This is a genomic window from Kitasatospora sp. NPDC059160 (assembly GCF_042755465.1).
Taxonomy (GTDB): Bacteria; Actinomycetota; Actinomycetes; order Streptomycetales; family Streptomycetaceae; genus Kitasatospora.
The window spans coordinates 78,325-103,546 of the sequence record NZ_JBHZCN010000004.1; the positions used below are offsets into that span (position 1 = coordinate 78,325).

Annotated in this window: 20 protein-coding genes and 1 pseudogene; 10 read left to right on the forward strand and 11 right to left on the reverse strand. The window is 72.6% G+C overall.

Going from position 1 to position 25,222, the window contains the following annotated elements; all coding sequences use genetic code 11:
- Positions 1-2,654, reverse strand: a pseudogene (locus ACFXOZ_RS02770) (hypothetical protein); the annotation flags it as partial.
- A 565-nt stretch (positions 2,655-3,219) separates the two neighbouring features.
- Positions 3,220-3,663: a methylmalonyl-CoA epimerase gene (mce, locus tag ACFXOZ_RS02775; protein WP_375892942.1), complete on the reverse strand. Its 444-nt coding sequence runs from the start codon at positions 3,661-3,663 to the stop codon at positions 3,220-3,222.
- 258 nt (positions 3,664-3,921) lie between these two features.
- Here mce and ACFXOZ_RS02780 point away from each other — a divergent pair, with 258 nt between their 5' ends.
- A complete protein-coding gene (locus ACFXOZ_RS02780) occupies positions 3,922-5,115 on the forward strand; it encodes an acetyl-CoA C-acetyltransferase (protein ID WP_375892941.1) in 1,194 nt (397 codons plus the stop codon).
- 119 nt (positions 5,116-5,234) lie between these two features.
- Entirely contained in the window at positions 5,235-6,191 is a 957-nt protein-coding gene (meaB, locus tag ACFXOZ_RS02785) for a methylmalonyl Co-A mutase-associated GTPase MeaB (RefSeq protein ID WP_380521986.1), read from the forward strand.
- Positions 6,192-6,263: 72 nt separating this feature from the next.
- On the opposite strand, the gene ACFXOZ_RS02790 is transcribed toward meaB, so the two are convergent.
- From ACFXOZ_RS02790 to ACFXOZ_RS02810, 5 genes are all read right to left on the reverse strand, one after another.
- Positions 6,264-6,779: a MarR family winged helix-turn-helix transcriptional regulator gene (locus tag ACFXOZ_RS02790; RefSeq protein ID WP_375891481.1), complete on the reverse strand. Its 516-nt coding sequence runs from the start codon at positions 6,777-6,779 to the stop codon at positions 6,264-6,266.
- A 40-nt stretch (positions 6,780-6,819) separates the two neighbouring features.
- Positions 6,820-7,620: an AIM24 family protein gene (locus ACFXOZ_RS02795; protein WP_375891555.1), complete on the reverse strand. Its 801-nt coding sequence runs from the start codon at positions 7,618-7,620 to the stop codon at positions 6,820-6,822.
- 209 nt (positions 7,621-7,829) lie between these two features.
- A complete protein-coding gene (locus ACFXOZ_RS02800) occupies positions 7,830-8,480 on the reverse strand; it encodes an AIM24 family protein (RefSeq protein WP_380396786.1) in 651 nt (216 codons plus the stop codon).
- The gene (locus ACFXOZ_RS02805; protein ID WP_380586799.1) at positions 8,480-9,118 is read right to left on the reverse strand and encodes an AIM24 family protein; all 639 of its coding nucleotides are present in this window, start codon (positions 9,116-9,118) and stop codon (positions 8,480-8,482) included. Before ACFXOZ_RS02805 ends, ACFXOZ_RS02800 begins: the two co-directional genes overlap by 1 nt.
- A gap of 80 nt (positions 9,119-9,198) precedes the next feature.
- On the reverse strand, positions 9,199-10,002 hold the full coding sequence (locus ACFXOZ_RS02810; RefSeq protein ID WP_380396790.1) for a DUF2127 domain-containing protein: 804 nt from the start codon (positions 10,000-10,002) through the stop codon (positions 9,199-9,201).
- A 247-nt stretch (positions 10,003-10,249) separates the two neighbouring features.
- Between ACFXOZ_RS02810 and ACFXOZ_RS02815 the strand changes: the two genes are divergently transcribed.
- On the forward strand, positions 10,250-10,561 hold the full coding sequence (locus tag ACFXOZ_RS02815; protein ID WP_375891485.1) for a DUF3817 domain-containing protein: 312 nt from the start codon (positions 10,250-10,252) through the stop codon (positions 10,559-10,561).
- Positions 10,562-10,666: 105 nt separating this feature from the next.
- Here ACFXOZ_RS02815 and ACFXOZ_RS02820 read toward each other — a convergent pair whose 3' ends face one another.
- Together ACFXOZ_RS02820 and ACFXOZ_RS02825 are read right to left on the reverse strand one after the other, a co-directional pair.
- On the reverse strand, positions 10,667-12,286 hold the full coding sequence (locus ACFXOZ_RS02820; protein ID WP_380586803.1) for a M4 family metallopeptidase: 1,620 nt from the start codon (positions 12,284-12,286) through the stop codon (positions 10,667-10,669).
- Positions 12,287-12,734: 448 nt separating this feature from the next.
- Positions 12,735-14,363 (reverse strand): M4 family metallopeptidase, encoded by a 1,629-nt coding sequence (locus ACFXOZ_RS02825; protein ID WP_380586806.1) that lies wholly within the window; start codon positions 14,361-14,363, stop codon positions 12,735-12,737.
- A 498-nt stretch (positions 14,364-14,861) separates the two neighbouring features.
- On the opposite strand from ACFXOZ_RS02825, the gene ACFXOZ_RS02830 reads away from it, so the two are divergent.
- From ACFXOZ_RS02830 to ACFXOZ_RS02840, 3 genes are all read left to right on the forward strand, one after another.
- On the forward strand, positions 14,862-15,398 hold the full coding sequence (locus tag ACFXOZ_RS02830; protein ID WP_375891488.1) for a MarR family winged helix-turn-helix transcriptional regulator: 537 nt from the start codon (positions 14,862-14,864) through the stop codon (positions 15,396-15,398).
- Between the two features lie 76 nt (positions 15,399-15,474).
- Entirely contained in the window at positions 15,475-15,813 is a 339-nt protein-coding gene (locus tag ACFXOZ_RS02835) for a DUF3817 domain-containing protein (protein WP_375891489.1), read from the forward strand.
- 239 nt (positions 15,814-16,052) lie between these two features.
- On the forward strand, positions 16,053-17,738 hold the full coding sequence (locus ACFXOZ_RS02840; protein ID WP_375891490.1) for a methylmalonyl-CoA mutase: 1,686 nt from the start codon (positions 16,053-16,055) through the stop codon (positions 17,736-17,738).
- 56 nt (positions 17,739-17,794) lie between these two features.
- On the opposite strand, the gene ACFXOZ_RS02845 is transcribed toward ACFXOZ_RS02840, so the two are convergent.
- Positions 17,795-18,346 carry a TetR/AcrR family transcriptional regulator gene (locus ACFXOZ_RS02845; protein ID WP_380522065.1) on the reverse strand — a complete coding sequence of 184 codons (552 nt, stop codon included), beginning with the start codon at positions 18,344-18,346 and terminating at the stop codon, positions 17,795-17,797.
- Between the two features lie 492 nt (positions 18,347-18,838).
- On the opposite strand from ACFXOZ_RS02845, the gene ACFXOZ_RS02850 reads away from it, so the two are divergent.
- From ACFXOZ_RS02850 to ACFXOZ_RS02865, 4 genes are all read left to right on the forward strand, one after another.
- Positions 18,839-19,831 (forward strand): tetratricopeptide repeat protein, encoded by a 993-nt coding sequence (locus ACFXOZ_RS02850; RefSeq protein ID WP_380586809.1) that lies wholly within the window; start codon positions 18,839-18,841, stop codon positions 19,829-19,831.
- Between the two features lie 755 nt (positions 19,832-20,586).
- Positions 20,587-21,258, forward strand: coding sequence for a DUF6230 family protein (locus ACFXOZ_RS02855; RefSeq protein WP_375891492.1), 672 nt, complete (start codon positions 20,587-20,589; stop codon positions 21,256-21,258).
- Positions 21,259-21,391: 133 nt separating this feature from the next.
- The gene (locus ACFXOZ_RS02860) at positions 21,392-22,141 is read left to right on the forward strand and encodes a DUF6114 domain-containing protein (RefSeq protein ID WP_380586812.1); all 750 of its coding nucleotides are present in this window, start codon (positions 21,392-21,394) and stop codon (positions 22,139-22,141) included.
- Positions 22,138-23,601, forward strand: coding sequence for a hypothetical protein (locus ACFXOZ_RS02865; protein WP_380586815.1), 1,464 nt, complete (start codon positions 22,138-22,140; stop codon positions 23,599-23,601). The genes ACFXOZ_RS02860 and ACFXOZ_RS02865 overlap by 4 nt, the downstream gene beginning before the upstream one ends.
- Before the next feature lie 108 nt (positions 23,602-23,709).
- Here the strand turns inward: ACFXOZ_RS02865 and pyk are convergent, their stop codons facing one another.
- On the reverse strand, positions 23,710-25,137 hold the full coding sequence (gene pyk / locus ACFXOZ_RS02870; RefSeq protein ID WP_375891495.1) for a pyruvate kinase: 1,428 nt from the start codon (positions 25,135-25,137) through the stop codon (positions 23,710-23,712).
- Between the last annotated feature and the right edge of the window lie 85 nt (positions 25,138-25,222).

Consider the following 25,222-nt stretch of genomic DNA (forward strand, 5'->3'; position numbering starts at 1 on the left):
CGCTGCTGGGTGGTCTCCTGCTGGGCGAGGGCGCGCAGCTCGGCCGCGGCCCGCTCGGCCTCGGCACGGTGCTCGGCGGCGTACTGCTCCGCCTCGGTGCGGTGGTCGGCGGCGTACTGCTCGGCCTCGGTGCGCAGGTCGGTGGCGTGCTGTTCGGCTTCGGTGCGGACGCGGTCGGCGTAGGCCTCGGCACTCTCGCGCTGCTGGGTGGTCTCCTGCTGGGCGAGGGCGCGCAGCTCGGCCGCGGCCCGCTCGGCCTCGGCACGGTGCTCGGCGGCGTACTGCTCCGCCTCCTCGCGCTGCTCGGCCGTCTCGTGGTCGGCGCTCTCGCGCTGCTCGGCGGCGTACCGGTCGGCGGCCGCGCGGACCTCGGTGCTCTCCCGGGCGGTGCGCTCGGTCAGCTCGGCGGCGCCCTGCTCGGCCTGCTCGCGGGCGGTGCGTGCACCGGCCAGCTGCTCGGCGGTCTCCTCGCGCTCGCGCTGCAGCCCGGCGGCGGCCTCCTCGTACTCGCGCCGGCTCTCCTCGCGCAGCGCGTTCGCGGTGGCCTCGGCCTCGGCCCTCGTGCGGGCGGCCTCGGTGTCGGCCTCGGTGCGCACCCGCTCGGCGTCGGCGACCGCGGCGTCCCGGACGGCGTTCGCCTCGGCCTGGGACTCGGCGGCCAGGGCCTCTGCGGCGGCGGTCGCCGCGGCGCGCACCTGCTGGTCGAACTCGGTTGCGCCGCGCCGGAGTTCGGCGGTCTCCCGCTCGGTGGCGGCGCGGTTCTCGGCGGCCGCGGCCTTGGCGGCGGTCACCGCGTCCTGGCCCTGCTGCTCGGCGGCCGAGGTGATCTTCTCGGCCTCGGTCCGGGCCCGGGCCAGGGTCTGCTCGGCCCGGCCCTGGGTCTCGGCGGCCTGCTCCTGGGCCTGGGTGCGCAGCCGCTCGATCTCCCCGGCGGCACCGGCGCGCAGCTCGTCCGCGTCGGCCTTGGCCTTGGTGAGCAGCTCCTCGGCGTTCTTCGCCGACTCCTCGATCTGCAGCACGGCCTGGCGGCGGGCCTCGCTGCGGGCCCGGTCGGCCTCGGCGGCGGCCTGGGCGCGCAGCTCCTCGGCCTCGGCGCGCAGCCGGGCGGCCTCGTCCTGCATCTGCTCGATCCGCTCGCGGATCGCGGCGGCGTCGTCCAGGGCGGCGTTCTGGGCCTGCTCGACGGCGGCCTGGGCCTGCTCGCGCAGCCGCTGGGCCTCGGCGTGCGCCTCGGCGCGGATCCGCTCGGCCTCGGCGGAGGCCTCGCTGCGGGCGGTCTCGGCGTCCTGGTTGGCCCGGCCGAGCACCTCCTCGGCGGTCTTGGCGGCCTTGGCGAGGTGCACGGTGGCGTCCTTGGCGCCGGCCGCGCGGCCGGCCTCCTCGGCCTCGCCGCGCAGCCGCTGGGCGTCGGCCTCGGCCTGGGCCCGCAGCTCCGCCACGTCCCGGTCGGCCTGGGCGCGCAGCTCGGCGATCGCCGCCTCGGCCTCGGCCTTCAACTGGGCGGCGACCGACTCGGCGGTGGCCCGCAGCCGCTCGCTCTCCTCGGCGGCGGCGGCCTTGGCGGCGTCCGCCTCGGCCTGCCGGGTGGCGGCGTTGCTGCGGATCGCCTCGGCCTCGGCCCGGATGGCCTCGGACTCCTTGGTGGCGTTGGCGACCAGCCGGGCGATCTCGGCCCGGGCGGTCTGCGAGCGCTGCTCGGTGGCGGCCTCACCGTCGGCGACCTTGCGCTCGGCGGCGGCCTCGGCGTCGGCCTGCAACTGCTCGGCTGCCTGCTCGGCCTGGACCCGCAGCTCGGTGGCCTCCCGGCGGGCGCGCTCGGCCTCGGCGATCGCCGCGTCGCGCAGCCGCTCTATCTCGGCCTTCGCGGCGCCCAGCTGCTGCTCGGCGCGGGCCTGCTCGGCGGCGGCCTGCTCCTTGAGCCGGCTGATCTCGGTGTGGGCGACGGCCAGCTGCTGCTCGGCGGCGGCGTGGGCGGCGGCCAGCTCCTGCTGGGCCTGGCCGCGGGCCGCGTCCACGTCGGCGGCGGCCTGGGCACCGGCCTGCTGGGCGTGCTCGGAGGCGGCGCGCAGCAGTCGCTCGGCGTCGTTCTGGGCCTTCTGGAGGGCGGCCTCGGCGGCGGCCTGGGCCTCGCCGCGGGCGGCGTCCACGTCGGCGGCGGTCTGGGCGCGGGCGTGGTCGGAGAGGGCGGCGGCCTCGGCGCGGGCCGCGGCGACCATCCGCTCGGCCTCGGCGCGGGCGTCCTGGAGGAGGCGCTGGGCCTCCTGCTCGGAGCCGGACCGGGTCTGCTCGGCCCAGCCGTTGACGTGCTGCTCGGCGGAGCGGCGCAGCTCGGTGAGCTCGTCCTCCAGCTGGCGGCGGCGTGCGGCGAGCTCGGCCTCCAGCCGGGCGGTGCGCTCGGCGGTCTCGGCCATGATCCGCTGGGTGGCGGCCTGGGAGTCGCGCAGCTGGCGCTCGGCGTCGGCGCGCATCTGCTGGGCCTGCATCTCGGCGGTCCGCAGCATCTGCTCGGCCTGGCCGGAGACGGCGTCGAAGGCGCGCGGCTGGGCGAGCATGCGCCGGGATTCGTGCAGCTTGGCCCGGAGCACCTCCACCTGGTAGGCGAGGTCCTCGGCATGCTCGACTGCTTTGTCCCGCTCCTTCCGAGTCCGACCCATCTCGGCCTCGAACTGGGAGAGGTGATCGTCAACCTCGTAGCGGTCGTTGCCCCGCACTCCGCGGTCCCATCCATCTCCTGGTCGCGTCCTCGACCGGGCCGGTCCCGGCCACCCGTGTCCGGGGTCCTGGTCCGACTGGTCCTTGCATCCGCGCCCACCGGACGACCCGCTGCCAAGCCGGAGCCGTCCGCCGCGGTCGTCGGAGTCCTGGTCGCGGGAGCGCGGACGTGCCGCGTTCCCCCGTCCGGGTGGACTCCTGGGCGAACTCTTGCCTGTGGAGAATGGTGACAGATCCGTCTTGCGACTGTTCAGCCGTGCCCGCGTACTGGACTCCCCTGCGACGGGCCGGCCACCGGAGGGCGGACAGGCCTGTCATCGGCCGTGCCCGTCGCCTCCGTCCCCCGGAGTCTTCGCGCACCTGGGCATTGTAGTGGGCGCGCACCGCGGGGGAATGGCCGCGTGGGGGTTTTCCGGCTGCCGGACCACGTTACTGACGGGTCGCTAGTGCCGAATTCCGGTGTGCCGCCCGGTCCCGGGCGGCACCGGGAGCGGTTCCGAGGTCGTTTCAGTGCCCTTCGTGCTCGCCCGGCTGGGCCGAGGTGACCAGCTCGGTCAGCACGCCGCCGCAGTCCTTGGGGTGCAGGAAGGTGATCCGCGAGCCCATCGAGCCGATCCGCGGCTGGTCGTACAGGACCCGGACGCCCTTGTCGCGGATCGCCTCGGCGTCGCCGTCCACGTCGGCGGTGCCGAAGGCGATGTGGTGCACGCCCTCGCCGTTCTTCTCCAGCCACTTGGCGACGGTGGAGTCCGGGCGGGTGGGCTCCAGCAGCTGGAGGTACGAGGCGCCGCCGTCGTCCGTGCCGTTGATCCGGAGCATGGCCTCGCGGACCCCCTGCTCCTCGTTGACCTCGCTGTGGAACACCTCGAAGCCGTAGGTCGCGCGGTAGAACTCGACCGTCTTGTCGAGGTCTCGGCAGGCGATGCCGATGTGGTCGATGCGGGTCAGCACGGCGCCTCCAGGGGGCGGTGGACGGACAGTGGCACCCAGTGCAGCGTACGGCCCCGAGGCGGCGCCAGTGCCGGACGTGCGAGCCTGCTCACACGCCGGGAATCACCCGGACGTTCACCCGGATCGCATTGACACGGTGTTGACTGGACGGTGCCAGTGCGCTCGATCACACCGTCGCTCCGGTGACGGGCGGAAAACGGGTCAGTACCCTGAGCGCATCCTCACCACCTGGCCACGACGTGCGAAGGGGCCCGTCCCATGACCAACACCACCTCTGTGATCGTTGCCGGTGCGCGGACCCCGATGGGCCGCCTGCTCGGTTCCCTCAAGGGCTTCTCCGGTGCCGACCTCGGCGGCTTCGCGATCAAGGGCGCGCTGGAGCGGGCCGGCATCACGGGTGAGCAGGTCCAGTACGTGATCATGGGCCAGGTGCTGCAGGCCGGCGCCGGTCAGATCCCGGCCCGCCAGGCGGCCGTCAAGGCCGGCATCCCGATGAACGTCCCGGCGCTGACCATCAACAAGGTCTGCCTCTCCGGCCTGGACGCCATCGCCCTGGCCGACCAGCTGATCCGGGCCGGCGAGTTCGACATCGTGGTGGCCGGCGGCCAGGAGTCCATGACCAACGCCCCGCACCTGCTGCCGAAGTCCCGCGAGGGCTACAAGTACGGCGCGGTCGAGGTGCTCGACGCGATGGCGTACGACGGTCTGACCGACGCCTACGAGAACATCCCGATGGGCGAGTCCACCGAGAAGCACAACACCCGCCTGGGCATCGCCCGCGACGTGCAGGACGAGATCGCCGCCGCCTCCCACCAGCGGGCCGCCAAGGCGCAGGCCGACGGCGTCTTCGAGGCCGAGATCGTCCCGGTCGCCATCCCGCAGCGCAGGGGCGAGCCGGTGCTGTTCAGCCAGGACGAGGGCATCCGCGCCGACACCACCGTGGAGGGCCTGGCCAAGCTGCGCCCCGCCTTCACCAAGGACGGCACGATCACCGCCGGCACCTCCTCGCAGATCTCCGACGGCGCCGCCGCCGTGGTCGTGATGAGCAAGGCCAAGGCCGAGGAGCTGGGCCTGACCTGGATCGCCGAGATCGGCGCCCACGGCAACGTGGCCGGCCCGGACAACTCGCTCCAGTCGCAGCCGTCCAACGCGATCAGGCACGCGCTGGGCAAGGAGGGCCTGGAGGTCTCCGACCTCGACCTGATCGAGATCAACGAGGCGTTCGCGGCCGTCGCCCACCAGTCGATGAAGGACCTCGGCGTCTCCGCCGACATCGTCAACGTCAACGGCGGCGCGATCGCGCTCGGCCACCCGATCGGGATGTCCGGTGCCCGCGTGGTGCTGACCCTCGCGCTGGAGCTGCAGCGCCGCGGCGGCGGGGTCGGCGCGGCCGCGCTGTGCGGCGGCGGCGGCCAGGGCGACGCGCTGATCGTGCGCGTGCCGAAGGCCTGATCTGTTCCGACCTCCGGGGCTGCGGACCGCCACAAGTGGTCCGCGGCCCCTTCGGCATCTGCCGTCGTTCGCCGCCGTACGCCGCCGCCACCCGCCGGCATCCGCGCAAGGAGCTCCTGATGATCGATGTCGCCACGCTGGTCGAGCAGGCCCGGGAGGGCCGGCCGCGGGCGGTCGCCCGGCTGATCACGCTGGTCGAGAACGCCGCCCCGCAGCTGCGGGAGGCGATGGCCGCGCTCGCGCCGTACACCGGGCAGGCGTACACGGTGGGCCTGACCGGCTCGCCCGGGGTGGGCAAGTCCACCTCCACCTCGGCGCTGGTCTCCGCCTACCGGCGGCTCGGCAAGCGGGTCGGGGTGCTCGCCGTCGACCCGTCCTCGCCGTTCTCCGGCGGGGCGCTGCTGGGCGACCGGGTCCGGATGCAGGACCACGCGACCGACCCCGAGGTGTTCATCCGCTCGATGGCCACCCGCGGGCACCTGGGCGGGCTGTCCTGGGCGGCGCCGCAGGCGCTGCGGGTGCTGGACGCGGCGGGCTGCGAGGTGATCCTGGTGGAGACCGTCGGCGTGGGCCAGTCCGAGGTCGAGGTCGCCGCCCAGGCGGACACCGCCGTGGTGCTGCTGGCCCCCGGGATGGGCGACGGCATCCAGGCCGCCAAGGCGGGCATCCTGGAGATCGGCGACGTCTTCGTGGTCAACAAGGCCGACCGGGACGGCGCCGACGCCACCGCCCGGGAGCTCAACCACATGCTGGGCCTCGGCGAGGCCCGCGAGGCGGGGGACTGGCGCCCGCCGATCGTGAAGACCGTCGCGGCCCGCGGCGAGGGCGTGGACGAGGTGGTCGAGGCCCTGGAGAAGCACCGCGCCTGGCTGGAGGAGACCGGTGAGCTGGCGGCGCGCCGCCGCCGTCGGGCCGCCCAGGAGATCGAGGCGATCGCGCTGGCCGAGCTGCGCGCCCGGATCGGCGACCTCTCCGGCGACCGCCACCTGGTCGGCCTGGCCGAGCGGGTGGTCAACGGCGAGCTGGACCCGTACGGCGCGGCCGACGAACTGGTCGCGGGCCTGACCACGGGCTGAGCGTCGCGCGCGGGGCCCCGGACCGGGTGCGGTCCGGGGCCCCGCCGCTGTCCGCGGTGCGGCCAGGAGCGGCTACGAGCGGCCGCGGAGGCCGCGGAGGTGGTCGGCGACCGGGGCCAGGGCCTCGTAGAGGGCGTCGAGCTGCTCCGGGGTGAAGCGGTCGATGAAGTGGGCCCGGACGCTGCGCACGTGGTCGGGGGCGACCCGCTGCATGGTCTCCCAGCCCTGCTCGGTGAGGTGGGCGAAGAGGCCGCGGCGGTCACCGGGGCATTCCTGGCGCAGCACCAGCCCGGCGTTCTCCATCCGGGTGATCTGGTGGGAGAGCCGGCTCTTGGACTGGAGGGTGGCGGTGGCGAGGTCCGTCATCCGCATCCGGTGGTCCGGGGCCTCGGAGAGCACGACCAGGATCTCGTAGTCGTTGATCGCCAGGCTGTGGGGCTGGAGCTCGCGGCTGAGCTGGTAGTCCAGCAGCTTGGCGACCTCCAAATGGGCGCGCCACATCCGCTGCTCCCTGGCGGTCAGCCAGGGAGTCTCCTCCTCGGGCTGCGACGGAGGAGTGTCCGCAGTGTCGGTCGTGTGCGTATCCATGGGGTCCAGCATAGCCGATTTAGTTCAATCTTGTACGAGTTTACAGGCCGAAACGCCGCCCGAGTTCGCCCAGGTTACCGAGGCCGGGGGTGTTGGGGTGGTCGCCGGCGTGGCCCGGCTGGTTCGGCACCCCGCCGACCGGGACCCCGGCCTCGGCGTCCACCCGGCCGACCGACCGCTCGGCCAGCAGCGTCTCGCTGGACTGCACCAGCACCTGCCCGGCCCCGATGAACTCGAACTGGTGCTCCTCGCCGGAGGCGCCGCCGATGCCGGTCAGCCGCCGCAGGCCGCCGACCACCCCGTGCAGGTAGTCGTGGTCGTAGTGGTGGCACGGCGCCGGGCAGTCCGCCCAGCCCACCAGCGCCTGCGGGTCCACCCGGACCGGCGGCTCCACGAAGTGCACCGGCCCGTTGGAGGCGGCGACGAAGCGGCCGGTGCCGATCAGGGTCAGGAAACCCGGGATGATCGACTGCTTGAGCCGCAGCGTCGGGTCGAAGGCGAGCAGGTTGCCGGAGCGGACGGTCAGGTTGCCGTCGTCCAGGTCGTAGGAGTTGAGGTCGAAGGCCCGGTCGGCCAGCAGCAGCCGGCCGGAGCCCTGGGCGACCACCCAGTCCGAGGCGTGCAGCGGCGAGTTGAAGTGCTGGCCGAGCACCCGGTCGACCATCCCGGCGCCGACGCCGCGGAAGGAGATGTCGCCGTAGTAGGCGACCATCTTGCCCTTCTGCAGGAAGTAGGAGCCGTTCAGCTCGACCGCGAAGGCGTACGGGTTGACGTTGTCGTTGGACGGCAGGGTGTGCGCGTCGTACACCACCGGGCCGGAGCCGCCGTGGGCGGTCGGCAGCGGGGCCTGCGCGCCGCCGAACTGCTCCTGGGCGTAGGACTGCTGGGGCTGCTGCGGCTGGGCCTGCGGCTGGTAGGACGGGGGCGGGGGCGGCGGGTACCCGGCGGCGCGGCCGTAGTCCGGCGGCACCGTGAAACCCGGCTGGGTCGGCTGGTCGTGCGGGGAGCCTCCCCCGTACGGCGGCTGCGGAGGCTGCGGCGGGTGGGACATCAGAGCTTCTCCTCGCTCGCCTGGACGTACGCCGTGCCCTGCCCGGACAGCTCCAGCTGGAACGCCTCGCCCGAGCCGCGGCCGATCATCTCGCGCCAGCCGATCGCCGTGGACAGCTTGTTGCGCACCTCGCCGCGGTGCGCCACGTACGCCTGGGGGTCGACGTGCACCGACTGGCCGGGGGTGATCGGCAGTTCGAAGACGCCGCCGTGGGCCATCACCGCGACCGAGCCGTGGCCCTCCAGCCGGGTGGTGAACAGGCCCTGCCCGCTGACCTGGCCGCGGACCATGCCCATCACCCCGCCCTGCGAGCCGAGGAAGACGGTGGACTGGCGCAGGGTGCCCTCGAAGGCGAGCAGCCGGTCCGCCTCGACGAACAGGGTGTCGCCGACCAGGTCGATCACGTGCACGTGGTGGCCGCCGTGGCCGAACATCACCCGGCCGTGGCCCTCGACCGTCATCAGCGGGGTGTCCTCGTTGGCGACCCGCCGGCCGATCATCGACATCACCCCGCCCTGGCCGCCGGTGATGTTCGGGGTGAAGCGGACGTCCCCGGTGTACCCGAGCATCGCCCCGCGCTGGCTGAACAGCCGCTGGCCGGGCACCACCTGGGCCTCGACCATCTTGCCGTTGATCCGGGTGAAGCCCATCAGACGTCACCCCCGAGGGTGACCTTCTCCGAGGGCTGGACGTACACCAGGCCCTCGCCGGTGAACTCGACCTGCACGGCCTCGCCGCCGCCCTCGCCGATCACCGTGGTCCAGCCCGCGCCCGACTTCACGCTGCGGTGCAGGTTGCCGGTGTGCGCGACGTACGCGCCCGGGTCGACCCGCAGCGGCATGTCCTTGCCGACCCGCAGGATGACGGCCGGCCCGTTGGAGGTGACGGCCGCCCAGCCGCGCCCCTCCACCTTGGTGGTGAAGAGGCCGTTGCCCGAGGAGACGCCGTTCAGCCCGGTGAAGCTGGTGCCGGTGTGCAGCCCGGCCTCGGTGCAGAGCAGGTTGTCCGCCTCGACGTAGAGCGTCTCGCCGTCGAGGCGGACCAGGTTGATCTCGGTGGCCCGGTCGGCGAAGTAGCAGGTGCCCTGCCCCTTCACCTCCATGACCGTCATCCGCTCGCCGGTGAGTCTGCGGGCGACCATGCCGCGCAGCCCGTCCCCGCCGCCGGTCAGTTTCTTGAAGGTCATCTGGCCGGTGTACGCGACCATCGAGCCGTGCCGGGCCTTGACGGCGTCCCCGCCCAACTCGACGGCGAGGACCCTTGATCCCTGGAGTCTGAACTGTGCCACGGCCGCAATCTAGCCGCCGCGGGGGCGGCCGGGCGAGAGGGCCGGGGCGGACCGGTACGGACTCGGGACAATCGTTCGCGTCAGGAGCGTGCGTGCGCCCCGTGGCCGTGGCCCGGGTGCGGGACGGTCCCGGCGGCCTCCTCGACCTCCAGCAGCGAGGCCGAGTGGCGCTCCGCCTCGAAGGCCACCACGCCGCCGCGCAGGCCGAACAGCCGCTTGGAGAGCATGATCCAGAGCACCGCGGCGATGTTCAGCAGCAGGGTGCAGACCTTCACGGCGCTGACGTGCTCGTGCAGCTCGTAGCCCTCCAGCGGGAGGAAGGCGGCGGTGGCGACCACGGTCAGGTACTCGGCCCAGCGCCGGCCCAGCCAGAGGCCGACCGCCTCGACGATCTCGATCAGCGCGTAGGCGATCATCGCGCCCGCGACGACCAGCAGGGTCTTCTTCTGGTAGCCGAAGGTCTTGCGGATGGTCTCGACGATCGGGGCGTGGTCGAGGTCCCAGTGGAAGTGGTCGGTGACCGGCTTGAAGATCGTGAGGTCGTCCTCGAAGATCCGCTGCACGGCCTCCTGGCTGTTGGAGAACTTCCAGACGCCCCAGGCCATCAGGATGATGATCACGCCGCGCAGCACCCGCTCGACGGCCAGGAAGCGCAGGATGAAGAGGTCCCGCAGCGCCTTGCCGCGGGGCACCAGCGGGGCGTCCGCCGCCGGGCCGGAGCCGTGCGGGGCGCCGAGCGCGAAGTCGCCGCAGCGCAGGCAGCGCCAGGCGTCGCCGACGGCGGTGGCGGTGTGCAGCCGGGCGGCCAGCTCGGGCTCGGTCGGCGCGTAGGTGATGTGGCCGCGCTTGGCGCAGGTCCTGCGGTCCCAGTCACGCTTGAACATGTGGTGCTACCCCCGTGGTGCGATGCCGGTGGCGCCCGGTTCCGTTGGGCGCGCGGGCAGCAGGATAGGGGGTACGGGGGACGCCCTGCTGCGGCCGGCGGGGTTCTGGCGCGCGGCTGTGACATCCGGCACGGTGGCCACCCCCGGCCCGGGGCCCGTACGTGTGCTCGGTGATAATGGCCGGAAGGCTTGTGAGTCGCTTCACAAGCGTGCCCACGCCTCCGACCCCCGTATTGAGGTATCCAACGTGAACAGCAGCGCCGTCCACCGCCTGCGCCTGGTCTCCGCCCCCGAGGCGATCTCCTTCGTCCTGCTGCTGATCTGCTCGGTGCTGAAGCGGACCACGTCCTTCGACGCCGTGCCGGTGATGGGCATGGTCCACGGGGTCCTGTTCGTCCTGTACGTGGTCTTCTGGATCCAGGCCTGGCAGGCGCAGAAGTGGGACGTCAAGCGCGGCGCCCTGCTCTTCGTGCTCTCGGTGCTGCCCTTCGGCGGCTTCTTCGCCGAGCGGATGCTCGGCCGCGAGGAGCGCGGCGAGCTGGAGCCCGCCACCGCCTGATCCCGCTCCGGGTGGACGGCCGACAGGCTGCCACGGCCTCCTCTCCCAAAGGGCCGCGGCAGCCTGTCGCCGTTTCTTACCGGGGATGGCTCGTACGGGGCGCGGTCAGTTGACGTTGACCCCGCTCCAGGCCGCCGCCACCGCCTTGTACTCGGCGCCGTTGGCGCCGTAGAGGTCGGCCGCGGCCTTGAGGCTCGCGGTGCGGGCGGCCTTGTAGTTGGTGGTGGAGGTGAAGTACACGGTCAGCGAGCGGTACCAGATCGCGGCCGCCTTGTCCCGGCCGATGCCGGTGACCTTCGAGCCGTTGGAGGTCGGGCTGTTGTAGTTGTAGCCGTTGATGCTCTTGGCGCCGCTGCCCTCGGAGAGCAGGTAGAAGAAGTGGTTGGCGATGCCGGACGAGTAGTGGACGTCCAGGTTGCCGACGCCGGAGTACCAGGAGTCCGCGGACTTGCCGTCCAGCGAGGGCTTGTCCATGTAGCGCAGCGGCTTGCCGTTGCCGAAGATGTTGATCTTCTCGCCGATCCAGTAGTTCGGCGGGTTCGCCGGCAGGTTGGCGTACCACTCGACCATGGTGCCGAAGATGTCCGAGGTGGCCTCGTTGAGGCCGCCGGACTCGCCGGAGTAGTTGAGGCCCGCGGTGGCGGAGGTGACGCCGTGGGTCATCTCGTGGCCGGAGACGTCGATCGCGGTGAGCGGGTTGGTGTTGCCGTTGCCGTCGCCGTAGGTCATGCAGAAGCAGGAGTCGTTCCAGAACGCGTTGACGTAGTTCGAGCCGTAGTGCACCCGGCTGAGGGCGCCCACGCCGTTGTTCTTGATGCCGTTGCGGCCGAAGGTCTTCTTGTAGAAGTCCCAGGTGGCCGAGGCGCCGAACTGGGCGTCCACGGCGGCCGACTGGCGGTTGGAGGTGAGGCCGTTGCCCCAAGTGTTGCTGGTGGCGGTGAACAGCGAGCCGTTGCCCGAGGTGCCGCCCTTGAGGTCGGTGGTCGACTGGTTGCCCCGGGTGGCGTCCTTGAGCGAGTAGGTCGAGCCGCTCTGGGTGGTGGTCAGCGGGACGGTGCCGACGTGGACGCCCTTGCCGCTGCCGGCCGCGGTCTGGACCTCCTCGTGGGTGGAGAGCAGGTCGCCGGTGGCCGCGTCGGTGACCACCTGCTGGCTGCTCGGGGTGCCGTCGGCGCGCTCGCCGCGCACCACCGTGCGGTGGGCCAGCCGCGGGTTGCCGTCGGCGGCCCAGACCACCAGGTCCGTCCGGTCGGTGCCGTCCACCCGGCTGAGCGCGGCCTCGTCGTCGTCGGCGGCCAGGCCGACGGTCGCCCGCACCGCGTCGGTGGCCCGTGCGGCGGCCTGGTCGGCGGACAGGCCGGGGGCCAGGCCGTTCGGCAGGGCGATCCGGCCGTCGAAGGCGCGGTCCACCGAGGCCACCGAGCCGTTCGGGCGCTGGTGGACGACCAGGTCGCCGCCCAGCACCGGCAGGCCGGCGTAGGTGCGCTCGTAGCGGAGGTGGCGGGTGCCGTCGGCGTCCACCACGGCGTCCTTGGCGACCAGCCGCTCCTGGGCGCCCAGGGCGAGCGCGCCGGCGAGCGGGGCGCTCTGGCCGGCGGCGATCGCGAGCGGCGCGGACTGCGACAGGTCGGCGGCCTGGGCGGCGGGGAGGGCGGCGATCTGGACGACGCCGGCCAGCAGTGCGGTGGCGGAGAGCACCGCCGGGAGGGTCAACTTTCGCTTCACGTGGGGCAGTTCCTTCCACGGGACCCGCGCGTGCGTGCGGGTGCGCCGCGTACCGGGGCGCCGGGGGTGGCGCCGTTGGGGCGGTAGGGCGCGAACGTGCTGCTCCCGTGCGGCCGCTGACGGTCCGTCGGTCGGGTGGGGGCGACGGATCGTCGGGCGGGAGCTTGGTCATAAGCATGACAATCCGTGGCAGGAAAGGACAGGGCGCCTCCCGGGATTGGCCAGGAGTCGCCAGGGGCGGTGCGGATGGTTCGGTTGCCGTCCACTGTCCGGAATCGTCGGTTCGTCCCGGCTGGCGGGACTCCGCCAACCGGGACCGCTTGACGCGCCGCGGGGCGCGGCGGGCCGGCGGCGAGGGGGCGCGGCGGGCCGGCGGCGGACATGGACGGACGCCCGGGGCCTGCCCTCCAACGGGGCCCCGGGCGTCCAGCTCACCTTCCGCCGGGCGTCACTTCACGTTGACGGCGGTCCAGGTCGCGGCGACGGCGCTGTACTCGGCGCTGGTGGCGCCGTACAGGTCCGCCGCGGCCTTGAGGGTGCCGGTGCGGGCCGCCGCGTAGTTGGTGGTGGAGGTGAAGTAGGTGGTCAGCGCGCGGTACCAGATCTTCGCCGCCTTGTCCCGGCCGATGCCGGAGAGGCTGGAGCCGTTGTACGTCGGGCTGTTGTAGTTGACGCCGTTGATGGTCTTGGCGCCGCTGCCCTCGGACAGCAGGTAGAAGAAGTGGTTGGCGACGCCCGAGGAGTAGTGGACGTCCTTGTTGCCGACCGTGGAGGACCAGTAGTCCGCCGAGGCGCCGTCCTTGGACGGCTGGTCCATGTAGCGCAGCGGCTTGCCGTCACCGTTGATGTTGATCTGCTCGCCGATGAGGTAGTCCGGCTTGTCGGAGGGCAGGTTGGCGTACCACTCGACCATGGTGCCGAAGATGTCCGAGGTGGCCTCGTTGAGGCCGCCGGACTCACCGGAGTAGTTGAGGCCGGCGGTGGCGGAGGTGACGCCGTGGCTCATCTCGTGGCCGGCCACGTCCAGCGCGGTGAGCGGGTGGGTGTTGCCCGAGCCGTCGCCGTACGTCATGCAGAAGCAGGAGTCGTCCCAGAACGCGTTCACGTAGTTGGAGCCGTAGTGGACCCGGCTGGCGGCGCCGACGCCGTTGTTCTTGATGCCGTTGCGGCCGAAGGTGTTCTTGTAGAAGTCCCAGGTGACCGCGGCGCCGTACTGGGCGTCCACGGCGGCGGACTCCGCGTTGGAGGCCAGGCCGTTGCCGAAGCTGTTGGTGGTGTTGGCGACCAGGGTGCCGGAGCCGGAGGTCTTGCCCTTGAGGGTGTAGGTCGCCTGGCCGCCGCGGGTGGCGTCCTTGAGCTGGTAGGAGCTGCCGCTCTGGGTGGTGGTCAGCGGGACGGTGCCGACGAAGACGCCCTTGCCGGTGCCGGCGGCGGTCTGCACCTCCTCGTGGGTGGACAGCACCTGGCCGCTCGCCGCGTCGGTGACCAGCAGCTGGCGGCTCGGGGTGCCGTCGGCGCGCTCGCCCTCGACCGTGGTGCGGTACGCCAGGCGCGGGCTGCCGTCGGTGGCCCAGACCACCAGCTCGGCCTTGCCGGTCTGGTGCACCGCCGTCAGCGGCGCCTCGTCCTCGTCGACGGTGATGCCGACGGTGGACTGCACGGCGCCGGTGGCCTGGGCGGCCGCCTTGTCCGCGGGGATCTGCGGGGTGAGGCTGGGCAGCGCGAGCTTGGCGCCGACGGCCTTGTCCACGGCGGTGGTGGTGCCGTCCGCCTTCTGGTGCACGACCAGGTCGCCGCCGAGGACGGGGAGCCCGGCGAGGGTGCGCTCGTAGCGGAGGTGGCGGGTGCCGTCGGCGTCCACCACGACGTCCTTGGCCACCAGCTGCTCCTGGCCGCCGAGGGCCAGGGCGTGGGCGACCTTGCCGGACTGGCCGTTCGCCTGGGCGAGCAGGGCGGCGAGCTGCTGGGAGCTGCCGGCCTGCGGGGCGGGGTCGGCCTGGGCCGCGCCGGCCTGGACGACACCGGTGAGCAGAGCGGTGGCGGAGAGTACGGCGACTGCGGCGAGCTTTCGCTTCACGGACGAGTCCTTCCGGGAAACCGCGTGTGGGCGCGGTCGCGCCGCGTCCCGGGGGGCCGGGTTCGGCACCTTCGGGGCGGGACGGGCGCTGACGTGCGAGGACCCCGAACGGTCGTGCGGCTGCCACCGGTTGGGTGGGGGTGGTGGCGGTCGAACGGGGTTGGCGGAAAGCATGACAATCGAGCAAATCAAATGACAGGTCTTCCTCATGAATTGGCCAAGTCCCGCCAAGACGAGGGAATGTGAACGGGCGGACAAAGGGGGCGTTCCGCCCCGACTTTCAGCGGGTTCCGGTCCGAACCGAGGCCTGCTAGCGGGGCGTTCGGGCGTTCGATGGTCAACCCCGTTGTGCCGGGCGGCCGTTGCCCGCAGTTCACACCGACGCAATGTCCAGGTATGGACCTGGCCGTCCGATTGGCGGGATCCCGCCACGCGTCGCGCTTGTCCACCATCAGGACGGCTGGTAGCACACGTCCCGTCCGCCGGTACGGTAAGGAGGTGGCCAAGCCCCTCGCACTCGACTTCGACCCGATCGCCCGCGCCGACGAACTGTGGGCCCGCCGCTGGGGCACCGTGCCCTCGATGGCGGCGATCACCTCGATCATGCGCGCCCACCAGATCCTGCTGTCCCGGGTCGACGCGGTGCTCAAGCCGTACGGACTGACCTTCGCCCGGTACGAGGCGCTGGTGCTGCTGACCTTCAGCCGGACCGGCGAGCTCTCGCTCTCCAAGATCGGCGAGCGGCTGATGGTCCACCCGACCAGCGTCACCAACACCGTCGACCGCCTGGAGCGGGCCGGCCTGGTCGCCCGCCGCCCCAACCCGCTGGACGGCCGCGGGGTGCTCGCCGCGATCACCGGGCGCGGCCGCGAGGTGGTCGAGGAGGCCACCCGGGAGCTGATGTCGATGGAGTTCGGGCTGGAGGAGTACGGTCCCGAGCAGTGCCGGCAGGTCTTCGAACTGCTCAAGCCGCTGCGGATCGCGGCGGGCGACTTCGCCGAGCCGGACGAGGGGGCTGCGGAAGGGCGGCCGTGAGGGCGGCTACCCTCGTGGGAGCGGTGCGCGGATCCGGGCGTACCGGCCGAAAAAGCCGAGCGAGGCGAGGAAGAGTATGAAGGCGACCCCCCTGCTGGGCTGGTACCGCGGCCTGGCCATTGCGACCGGTGTGGCACTCCTGGTGTTCTGCGGCTTCATGGTCGCGAAGTACGGGTTCAGCACCGCCGAGGACCTGACCACCTACGTCGCGATGCTGCACGGCTACCTGTACATCGGGTACTTCGTGGTGACCTTCCTACTCGGGCAGAAGCTCAAGTGGCCGCTCGGCCGCCTGGTGCTGACCCTGGCGGCGGGCTGCATCCCGTTCCTCTCCTTCGTCTTCGAGCGCCGGGTGGCCCGCGAGGCCGCCGAGCAGCTGCCGGCGGGCGGCGCCCGTCAGCCGGCCGGCGTCTGAGCCGCCCGCGCCACGAGCACGCGCCACGAGCACGCGCCACGAGGGCGCCCCTTCCCCGAGCGGGGGAGGGGCGCCCTCGGCGCATCCGGGTCCGACCGGGCCGGGTCGTTCCCGGCCGCTGCCGTTTCCGCGGGCGGGGCTCCATCGACAAGTACTAGGACGTCCGAGTAAATTAGTAGGACGTCCTAATAGCTGTGCCGCCCGGTGCCGTGGCGGCCGTACGGAGCGGAGTTCGGCCCATGGACGCCGAGGAGATCGAGCGCGGACGGCAGCGCTGGCAGCAGCGGTACGACAAGGCCCGCAAGCGCGACGCGGACTTCACCACCCTCTCCGGCGACGAGGTCGAGCCGGTCTACGGCCCGGCGCCCGGGCAGCCCGTCGAGGGCTTCGAGCGGATCGGCTGGCCCGGTGAGTACCCGTTCACCCGCGGCCTGCACCCCACCGGCTACCGCGGCCGCACCTGGACCATCCGGCAGTTCGCCGGCTTCGGCAACGCCCAGCAGACCAACGAGCGCTACCGGATGATCCTGGACGCGGGCGGCGGCGGCCTCTCGGTCGCCTTCGACATGCCCACCCTGATGGGGTACGACTCGGACGACCCCAAGTCGCTCGGCGAGGTCGGCCACTGCGGCGTCGCCATCGACACGGCCGCCGACATGGAGGTGCTGTTCGCCGGCATCCCGCTCGGCGAGGTCACCACCTCGATGACGATCAGCGGCCCGGCCGTCCCGATCTTCTGCATGTACCTGGTCGCCGCCGAGCGCCAGGGCGTGGACCCGGCGGTGCTCAACGGCACCCTGCAGACCGACATCTTCAAGGAGTACATCGCCCAGAAGGAGTGGCTGTTCGCCCCCGAGCCGCACCTGCGCCTGATCGGCGACCTGATGGAGCACTGCGCCCGGGGCATCCCGGCGTACAAGCCGCTCTCCGTCTCGGGCTACCACATCCGCGAGGCCGGGGCGACGGCCGCGCAGGAGCTGGCGTACACCCTCGCGGACGGCTTCGCCTACGTCGAACTGGGCCTGTCCCGCGGCCTGGACGTGGACGTCTTCGCGCCCGGCCTGTCCTTCTTCTTCGACGCCCACCTGGACTTCTTCGAGGAGATCGCCAAGTTCCGCGCCGCGCGCCGGATCTGGGCCCGCTGGATGCGCGACCGCTTCGGCGCGAAGACCGACAAGGCGCAGTGGCTGCGCTTCCACACCCAGACCGCCGGCGTCTCGCTCACCGCGCAGCAGCCGTACAACAACGTGGTGCGCACCGCGGTCGAGGCGCTCTCCGCGGTGCTCGGCGGCACCAACTCGCTGCACACCAACGCGCTGGACGAGACCCTGGCGCTGCCCTCCGAGCAGGCCGCCGAGATCGCGCTGCGCACCCAGCAGGTGCTGATGGAGGAGACCGGCGTCACCAACGTGGCCGACCCGCTGGGCGGTTCCTGGTACGTCGAGGCGCTGACCGACCGGATCGAGCAGCAGGCCGAGGCGATCTTCCGGCGGATCCTGGACAAGGGCCGGGAGGACCACGAGATCGGCCCGATCACCTCCGGCATCCTGCGCGGCATCGAGGAGGGCTGGTTCACCGGCGAGATCGCCGAGGCGGCCTTCCAGTACCAGCAGTCGGTGGAGAAGGGGGACAAGCGCGTGGTCGGCGTCAACTGCCACCCGCGCAGCGTCACCCCCGACCTGGAGATCCTGCGGGTCAGCCACGAGGTCGAGCGCGAGCAGGTGCGGGTGCTGGGCGAGCGCAAGGCGGCCCGGGACGAGGCGGCGGTGCGGGCCGGGCTGGACGCCATGCTGGCGGCGGCCCGCTCGGGCGAGTCGATGATCCCGCCGATGCTGGACGCGGTGCGCGCCGAGGCGACCCTGGGTGAGATCTGCAACGCGCTGCGGCAGGAGTGGGGGACGTACCAGGAGAACGCGGCCTTCTGACCCGCTGAGCACCCGAGCCGCCGTACGGAGGTCCGTACGGCGGCTCCGGCGTGCCGTCAGCCGATGATCAGCGGTCCGAGCAGCAGGTCGATGAAGCGGCGGGTCCACGCGGGGGTGATCGGCTCGCCGCTGACCAGCACGCGGTGCTCGACGGTGCCGGCGATGGTGTCGAAGATGATGTCGACCTCCTCGCAGGCCGAGGCGGTGTCGGTGTCCGCCTCCAGTTCGCCGCGCGCCTGGGCGGCCGCCCGGCCCTGCCGGACCAGCCGCTTCTGCGGGTCCACGATGGCCTCCCGGATCCGGCGGCGCAGCTGGGGGTCCCGGGTGCCCTCGGCGAACAGGGCGAGCAGCGCGGCCTGGGTCTCCGGGCGGGCCAGCAGGTCGGCGAACTGGCCGACCACGGCCTCGATGTCGGCCCGCAGGCTGCCGAGGTCGGGCATCACCAGCTCGTCGAAGAGGCTGGCGACGGCGTCGACCACCAGCTCGTTCTTGGAGGGCCAGCGCCGGTAGAGCGTGGTCTTGGCGACCCCGGCCCGGCTCGCGACGTGGCCCATGGTCAGTCCGCCCCAGCCGAGTTCGGCGAGGGCCTCGCGGGTGGCGTCGAGGATCGCGAGGTCGGCGGCGGCGCTGCGCGGGCGGCCCTTGGCCCGGACGGCGCCCTCCCGGGCGGTGCCCTCCCGAGCGGAGCCGTCCCGGACGGTGTCGTCCGGTCTCACGGAGGGCTGGGCGGCCGGCACCGGGCCTCCTTGCGATCTACTGGTAAGTAACCTGGGTGGGGCTGGTAACGGTAGCGACTGTTCGCCGATTCGGGCAGCCGGGCGGACCGTGAAAGTGGGGCAGCTCACGTCCCCGAACCGCCGGTGGGGCTTGCGGCCGGGGCACCGGCTCCAGTTACGCTACGACCTGTAGCGAAAGCAGTGACAACCAGGCGCCGATCCCGTGGGACGGGGCGGCGCGGGTGCGGGTGGGGATCCGCGCCGAACGGTTCAGGCTACCGGGGGAAGGGCGCACCGACCGGGAACCCGCACCGCGCAGCCCGCGCGGGGCGACTTTCCGGAGGTTGGTGCCCGCGAGCAGTACGGACGGGGGAGGATGGTGCCATGCAGCCACGGAATTCGCGTCTCAACAGCTCCTCCCTGCGCGGTGCGGTCGACCTCGCCGCGGTGAAGGCGGCCGGTGAGGCCGCCCAGAAGGCCGAGCAGGCCCGGGCCGAGCGGGCCCGTCAGGCGGCCGCCGCCGAAGCGGACGGAGTCGCCGCCCCCCAGCCCGCCTACCCGCTCGTCATCGACGTCACCGAGGACACCTTCGAGACCGAGGTCGTCCAGCGCTCCGCCGAGGTGCCGGTCGTCATCGACTTCTGGGCCGAGTGGTGCGGGCCCTGCAAGCAGCTCAGCCCGATCCTGGAGGGCCTGGCCGAGGAGTACGCCGGCCGCTTCGTGCTCGCCAAGATCGACGTGGACGCCAACCAGCTGATCGCCCAGCAGTTCGGCATCCAGGGCATCCCGGCCGTGATGGCCGTGGTGGCCGGTCAGCTGGTGCCGCTGTTCCAGGGCGCGGAGAGCGCCGCCAACGTCCGCAAGGTGCTGGACCAGCTGATCCTGGTCGCCGAGCAGCGCTTCGGCATCTCCGGCGGCGCGGTCGTCCCGGGCGAGGCCGACGAAGCCGCGGTGCAGCGGCCGGAGGACCCGGCGCTGGCCGCCGCGCACGACGCGCTGGACGCCGGCGACCTGAGCGGCGCCGTCCAGGCGTACCGGAACGTGCTGGTCGACCAGCCGGGCAACACCGAGGCCAAGCTGGGCCTGGCGCAGGCCGAGCTGCTCCACCGGGTCGAGGGCCTGGACCTCCAGTCGGTCCGGGCGGCCGCCGCCGCCGACCCGAAGGACGTCGCCGTCCAGTTGCAGGCCGCTGACCTGGACCTGGTGGGCGGTCACGTCGAGGACGCCTTCGGGCGCCTGGTGGACACCGTCGGCCGGACCTTCGGCGAGGACCGGGACACCGCCCGGCTGCGCCTGCTGGAGCTGTTCGAGGTGATCGGCCCGGAGGACCCGCGGGTGGTCGTGGCCCGTGCGGCGCTGGCCCGCGTGCTGTTCTGAGCCGCGTGCTGTTCTGAGCCCGCCGTTCCGAGCCGCTCCCGCGGCGGCCTGGCCCCGGTGCTGGCACCGGGTGCCTGGCACCTCGGATGACCTGCGGTGTCGCCTGGTGATTTGGCGACAATCCGGTCAACCGGACAGAGGTTTACCAAATCTTGATTTCACCCGTGGGTGGTCACTTTCCGTGACCACCCACGGGTGTTTCGTTCCTGTTTCCGGCAGATTTCGCCGTCACGTTTCCTTCAACACGTCACGCACGGTGCAACTCGGGTCAATTCCATGATCAATGCCACCTGGTGTTGCATTACCCGTCAGTAAGGCACCCCTTGTGCTTCGCCCGGGATTCAAGCACGATCGGCCACGCCCGGTCCCAGACTCCACACCCTCCGACAGCCCGTCGGCCACGCGGAGCGCGGGATCCCCACCGGGTGATCCGCCGGCTCCGGTCGGCGGTAGGGAGGGCAGGGGGGTATCCGCGGTCCCACGGCGGTTCCTGTCCTCGACCGGCCGCGCGGCCCTGCGCGGTCGCTGGTTGTCGCTCGGGGGTGATCGCCGATGTCGTCGGTCCGACCCGTCGTCCCGCAAGGACGGCCGGTTTCGGGACGGGAGTGCCGCAGTACGCAGGCCGCTCCCGCGTCCGACGACGCCCAAGGCGCTCTCCGCTACCGAGGACGTAGCTCTCTCCCATCCCAGGCTCCCACCGGCGCGGGACGCGCCGCCGGGAAGCCGGAGATGTACGTCCTAGAAGGAGGACTCGCATGTCCAAGACCTACGGCAAGACCCGCTGGAAGCGCTTCGCCCTGGTGATGGTGCCGAGCGTCGCGGCCACCGCGATGGTCGGCGTCTCGATCGCCAACAGTGCGCTCGCCGCCTCGTTCAGCATTTCCGGCCAGCAGTTCAAGGTCAGCACCGACCAGCTGCACGGCACCAACTTCTCCCAGTTCGGCTCGGTCGACATCGAGGCGAACGGCAAGCCCCACCCGGTCGCGGTCTCGGCCTTCGACCACGCCGACATCACCAACCTGTGCCAGTCGGTGGTGACGGACCTGTCCGGCTTCGGGCTGGGCAAGATCACCCTCCAGCTGCACGCCGGTACCGAGGCGGGCAAGCCGGTCCAGGCCGACAACCTGCTGATCGACCTGGAGCAGCTGAAGGCGGACGCGACCTTCACCCAGATGAACATCGGCCAGGACGCCTCCACCCTCTCGGGTACGGCCACCCAGGGCTGGGCCCCGCACGCGGGTGTCACCAAGGCGGGCGGCGGCGCCGGCCTGCCGACCGGCGCGACCGGCTTCGCCCAGTCCGCCAAGACCGCCGACCTGAGCGGCGTCCAGCAGACCGCGCGGGCCACCTCGGCCGGCACGTTCAAGCTGAACGGCCTCAACCTCGCGCTCAAGAGCGGCGACGGCGCCGGCAACGAGTGCTTCTGAGCCACGTCTGACGGCACGCCGACCGGCGTGCCCGGATGACTGGGCAACCCGGGGCCGGGGGCGGCGGGCGACCGCCACCCCCGGCACCCACCTTTTTCGTTCTTCCCTCGTAGCGACGTCGAGGAGCTGCACCATGTCCAGCGCAACGGTCGAGACGCGGCCCCGTCAGCAGAACCCCGTCGGGTGGCTCTGGCGGCACTTCCGTGAATTCCGCCGCTCCAGGCCCTTCTGGGGCGGCCTGCTGGCCATGATCGCCGGCGTCCCGATCCTCTACTTCCCGTACGCCCACCTCACCTTCGGCGGGCTGACCATCGCGATGTCCACCACGGCCGGTGCCGGGTCGCTGATCATCGGGGTACTGATGATCATCCTCGGGCTGACCGCCTGGTTCCAGCCCGCCGTCCGGGTCTTCGCGGGCATCGCGACCATCCTGCTGACGCTGGTCTCGATCCCGGTCTCCAACCTCGCGGGCTTCGGCCTCGCCCTGCTGCCCGGTCTGATCGGCGGCGGACTGATGGTCTCCTGGGCGCCGCTGCCGGAGCCGTCCACCGCGCCGGCCAAGGGGCGGCGCGCACGGCGCGGTCGGCCGGCGGACGGTGCGGTGGCGGAGAGCGTCGCCACCGAGAGCGCCGCTGCCGAGGCCACCACCGCCGAGGCCACCACCGCCGAGGCCACCACCGCCGAGGCTGCCACCGCTGAGGTCGCCACCGCTGAGGTCGCCACCGAGACCGCCGCCGTCGAGGCGCCCACCGCGAAGCTGCCCGCCCAGGGCGGGCCCGTGGAGCAGGCGGCCGAGCCCGCGGCCGAGCCCGCCGCAGAGGCCGCCGCCGAGGCCGCCGTTCCGAAGCAGGGCACCGCCGGGGAGCAGGAGGGGGCGCGGTGACCGGGCCGGCCGAGCAAGCAGAGGGCACGGCCGTCCCCGCGCAGCGCTCCGGCCGGCACGCCGCGCCGCGCACGCCGGTCCGGGTCCGGCTGAGAGGCCGCGCCCTGGCGATGGCCGCGGTGCCGACCGCGCTGCTGATGGCGGCCGCCTACACGCCCAACCCGGCGGTCGCCGAGTCCGCCGCGGGCAAGCCGTGCGGCAACGCGCCGGTGGCCGTGCCGGACGTGGCGCCGGTCGAGGAGACGCCCGTCCCCAAGAGCGAGCTGCCCGAGCCGCCGCCCGCGCCGACCGGTACGCCGGGGGCGACCGGGAGCCCGACGACGAGGCCCTCGTCCGGCCCGAGCTCGCTGCCGACCACCACGCCGACCACCGCGCCGACCCAGATACCGACCACGGCGCCGACCACTGCGCCGGTGAAGCCCCCGCCGGCGACGGCGGCCACCCAGTCGGCCGTCCGCTCCGCCACCACCGGCGGCTCCGGCGCGGTCAGCGCCGTCTACCCGGGCACCGGGAGCGGCACGGCCACCGCGAGCCGGGCCGGGCTGATCGACGACCTCGTCGGCGGCATCAACCACCTGCTGAACCCGGGCGGTTCGGCCACTCCTTCGCCGAGCGCGACACCGAGTGCCACCCCCCAGGGCCCGGCCGCCCCCGCCCCGCGGGTCGGCACCCCGGCGCAGCCCGCCCAGCCGCAGGCCCCGGCCGCCGGCACCCAGCAGGCCGCGCCGCCCGCAGCACAGTCCCCGGACGGGAAGTCCGCCGCCGACCAGCCCTCGGGCGGGCAGCCCTCGCCGGCCGCCACCGCCTCGGGCGCCAAGGCGGGCGGCAGGGCGAGTGGCAAGGCGGCTCCGTCCACGACCCCGTCGGCGGGCTCCTCGGCCGCCGCCACCCCGTCCGGCTCGCCCACCGCGAACCCCAACTGCGACGTGGACGCCCGGAACCTGACCGCCGGTGCGGCCACCGCCGAGCACGTCGTCCCGGAGCAGAACTGGACGCTGCAGACCAGCCGCCTCGGCCTGCACGGCGCGGCCTTCCACGGCGTCTACGACGTGAAGACCCCGACCGGCACCAAGCGGGTGCTGAAGTTCGTGGTCGACAGCGTCGACATCGAGAACCTCGACATGTCGACCCTGGAGGGCAACGGCGTCACCTTCCACGTCCAGAGCGCCCCGGGTTCGACCTCGACCATGCGCAACGGCCCGGTCACCATGTACGTGGAGCGGCTGTCCGGCCACCTGTCCAAGCTGCTCGGCCTGCCGATCCCGATCGACCTGGGCGAGATCACCCTCACCCCGGACACCCTGCCGCGCTGGCTGTACGACCTGATCGGCGCCATCCCGATCCCGCTGGACATCGAGCTGACCGGGGTGACGGCCAAGCAGGCCGGCCAGTTCGGCGGCACCCTGCACATCCCGGGGATGCACCTGTTCAACGACGACGCGCCCTACAGCGACAAGTGACCGCCGAGCGGCGGACGCACGGCGCCGGGTAGCGGACGCGAAAACGCCGGTGGGGCGGCCCTCCCGTAACGGGAGGACCGCCCCACCGGCGTTCGTTCTACCGGGGCGTCACTCGCCGTGGCCGCCCACGCGGTGCACCTGCACCATGTTGGTGGTGCCGGGGATGCCGACCGGGACACCGGCGGTGACGATCACGGTGTCGCCCTCGCCCAGCTCGCCCAGCTTCAGCAGCTCGCGGTCGACCTGCGCGACCATCGCGTCGGTGGTGGCCACCTGCTCGGTGACGTACGACTCGACGCCCCAGCTCAGCGAGAGCTGGTTGCGGGTGGCCGAGTCCGGGGTGAACGCGATCACCGGGATCGGCGAACGGTAGCGGGACAGCCGACGCGCGGTGTCACCGGACTTGGTGAACGCGATCAGCGCCTTGCCGTTCAGGAAGTCGCCCAGCTCGCACGCGGCGCGGGCGACGGAGCCGCCCTGGGTGCGCGGCTTGCGGCCCGGGTTGAGCGGCTGGAGGCCCTGGGAGACCAGTTCCTCCTCGGCCTTCTCGCAGATCCGGCTCATGGTGCGGACGGTCTCGACCGGATACTTGCCGACGCTGGACTCGGCGGAGAGCATCACCGCGTCGGTGCCGTCCAGGATGGCGTTGGCGACGTCGGAGACCTCGGCGCGGGTCGGGCGCGAGGCGTGGATCATCGACTCCATCATCTGGGTGGCGACGATGACCGGCTTGGCGTTGCGGCGGGCCAGGGTGATCAGCTGCTTCTGGACCAGCGGCACCCGCTCCAGCGGGTACTCGACGGCCAGGTCGCCGCGGGCGACCATGATGGCGTCGAAGGCGAGGACGATCTCCTCCATGGCCTCGACGGCCTGCGGCTTCTCGATCTTGGCGATGACCGGCACCCGGATGCCGACCTCGTCCATGACCTCGTGGACGTCCTTGATGTCCTCCGCGTTGCGGACGAAGGACAGCGCGACCATGTCGACGCCCAGACGCAGCGCGAAGCGCAGGTCGTCCTTGTCCTTCTCGGACAGGGCGGGGACGTTCACGGCCGCACCGGGCAGGTTGATGCCCTTGTTGTTCGAGAGCACGCCGCCCTCGACCACCACGGTCTTCACCCGCGGGCCGTCGACGCTGACGACCTCCAGGGCGATGACGCCGTCGTTGATCAGGATCGGGTCGCCGGGCTTCACGTCGCCGGGCAGGCCCTTGTAGGTGGTGCCGCAGATGTGCTGGTCACCGGGGACGTCCTCGGTGGTGATGGTGAACTCGTCGCCGTTGTCGACGGTCACCGGGCCGTTGGCGAAGGTCGCCAGACGGATCTTGGGACCCTGGAGGTCGGCCAGGACGCCGATGGCCTTGCCGGTGTCCTCCGAGACCTGGCGGACCTTGCGGTACCGCTCCTCGTGGTCCGCGTGGTTGCCGTGGCTCATGTTCAGTCGGGCGACGTTCATGCCCGCCTCGACGATGGCCTTCAGCTGTTCGTAGGAGTCCGTGGCCGGACCCAGGGTGCAGACAATTTTCGCTCGGCGCATATGGATCAGTCTATCCGTTCGTGTTATAGGTGCATTCGGCACGGACCGGGAGGAATCGCCGACGAATGATCCCGAGGAACGAGAC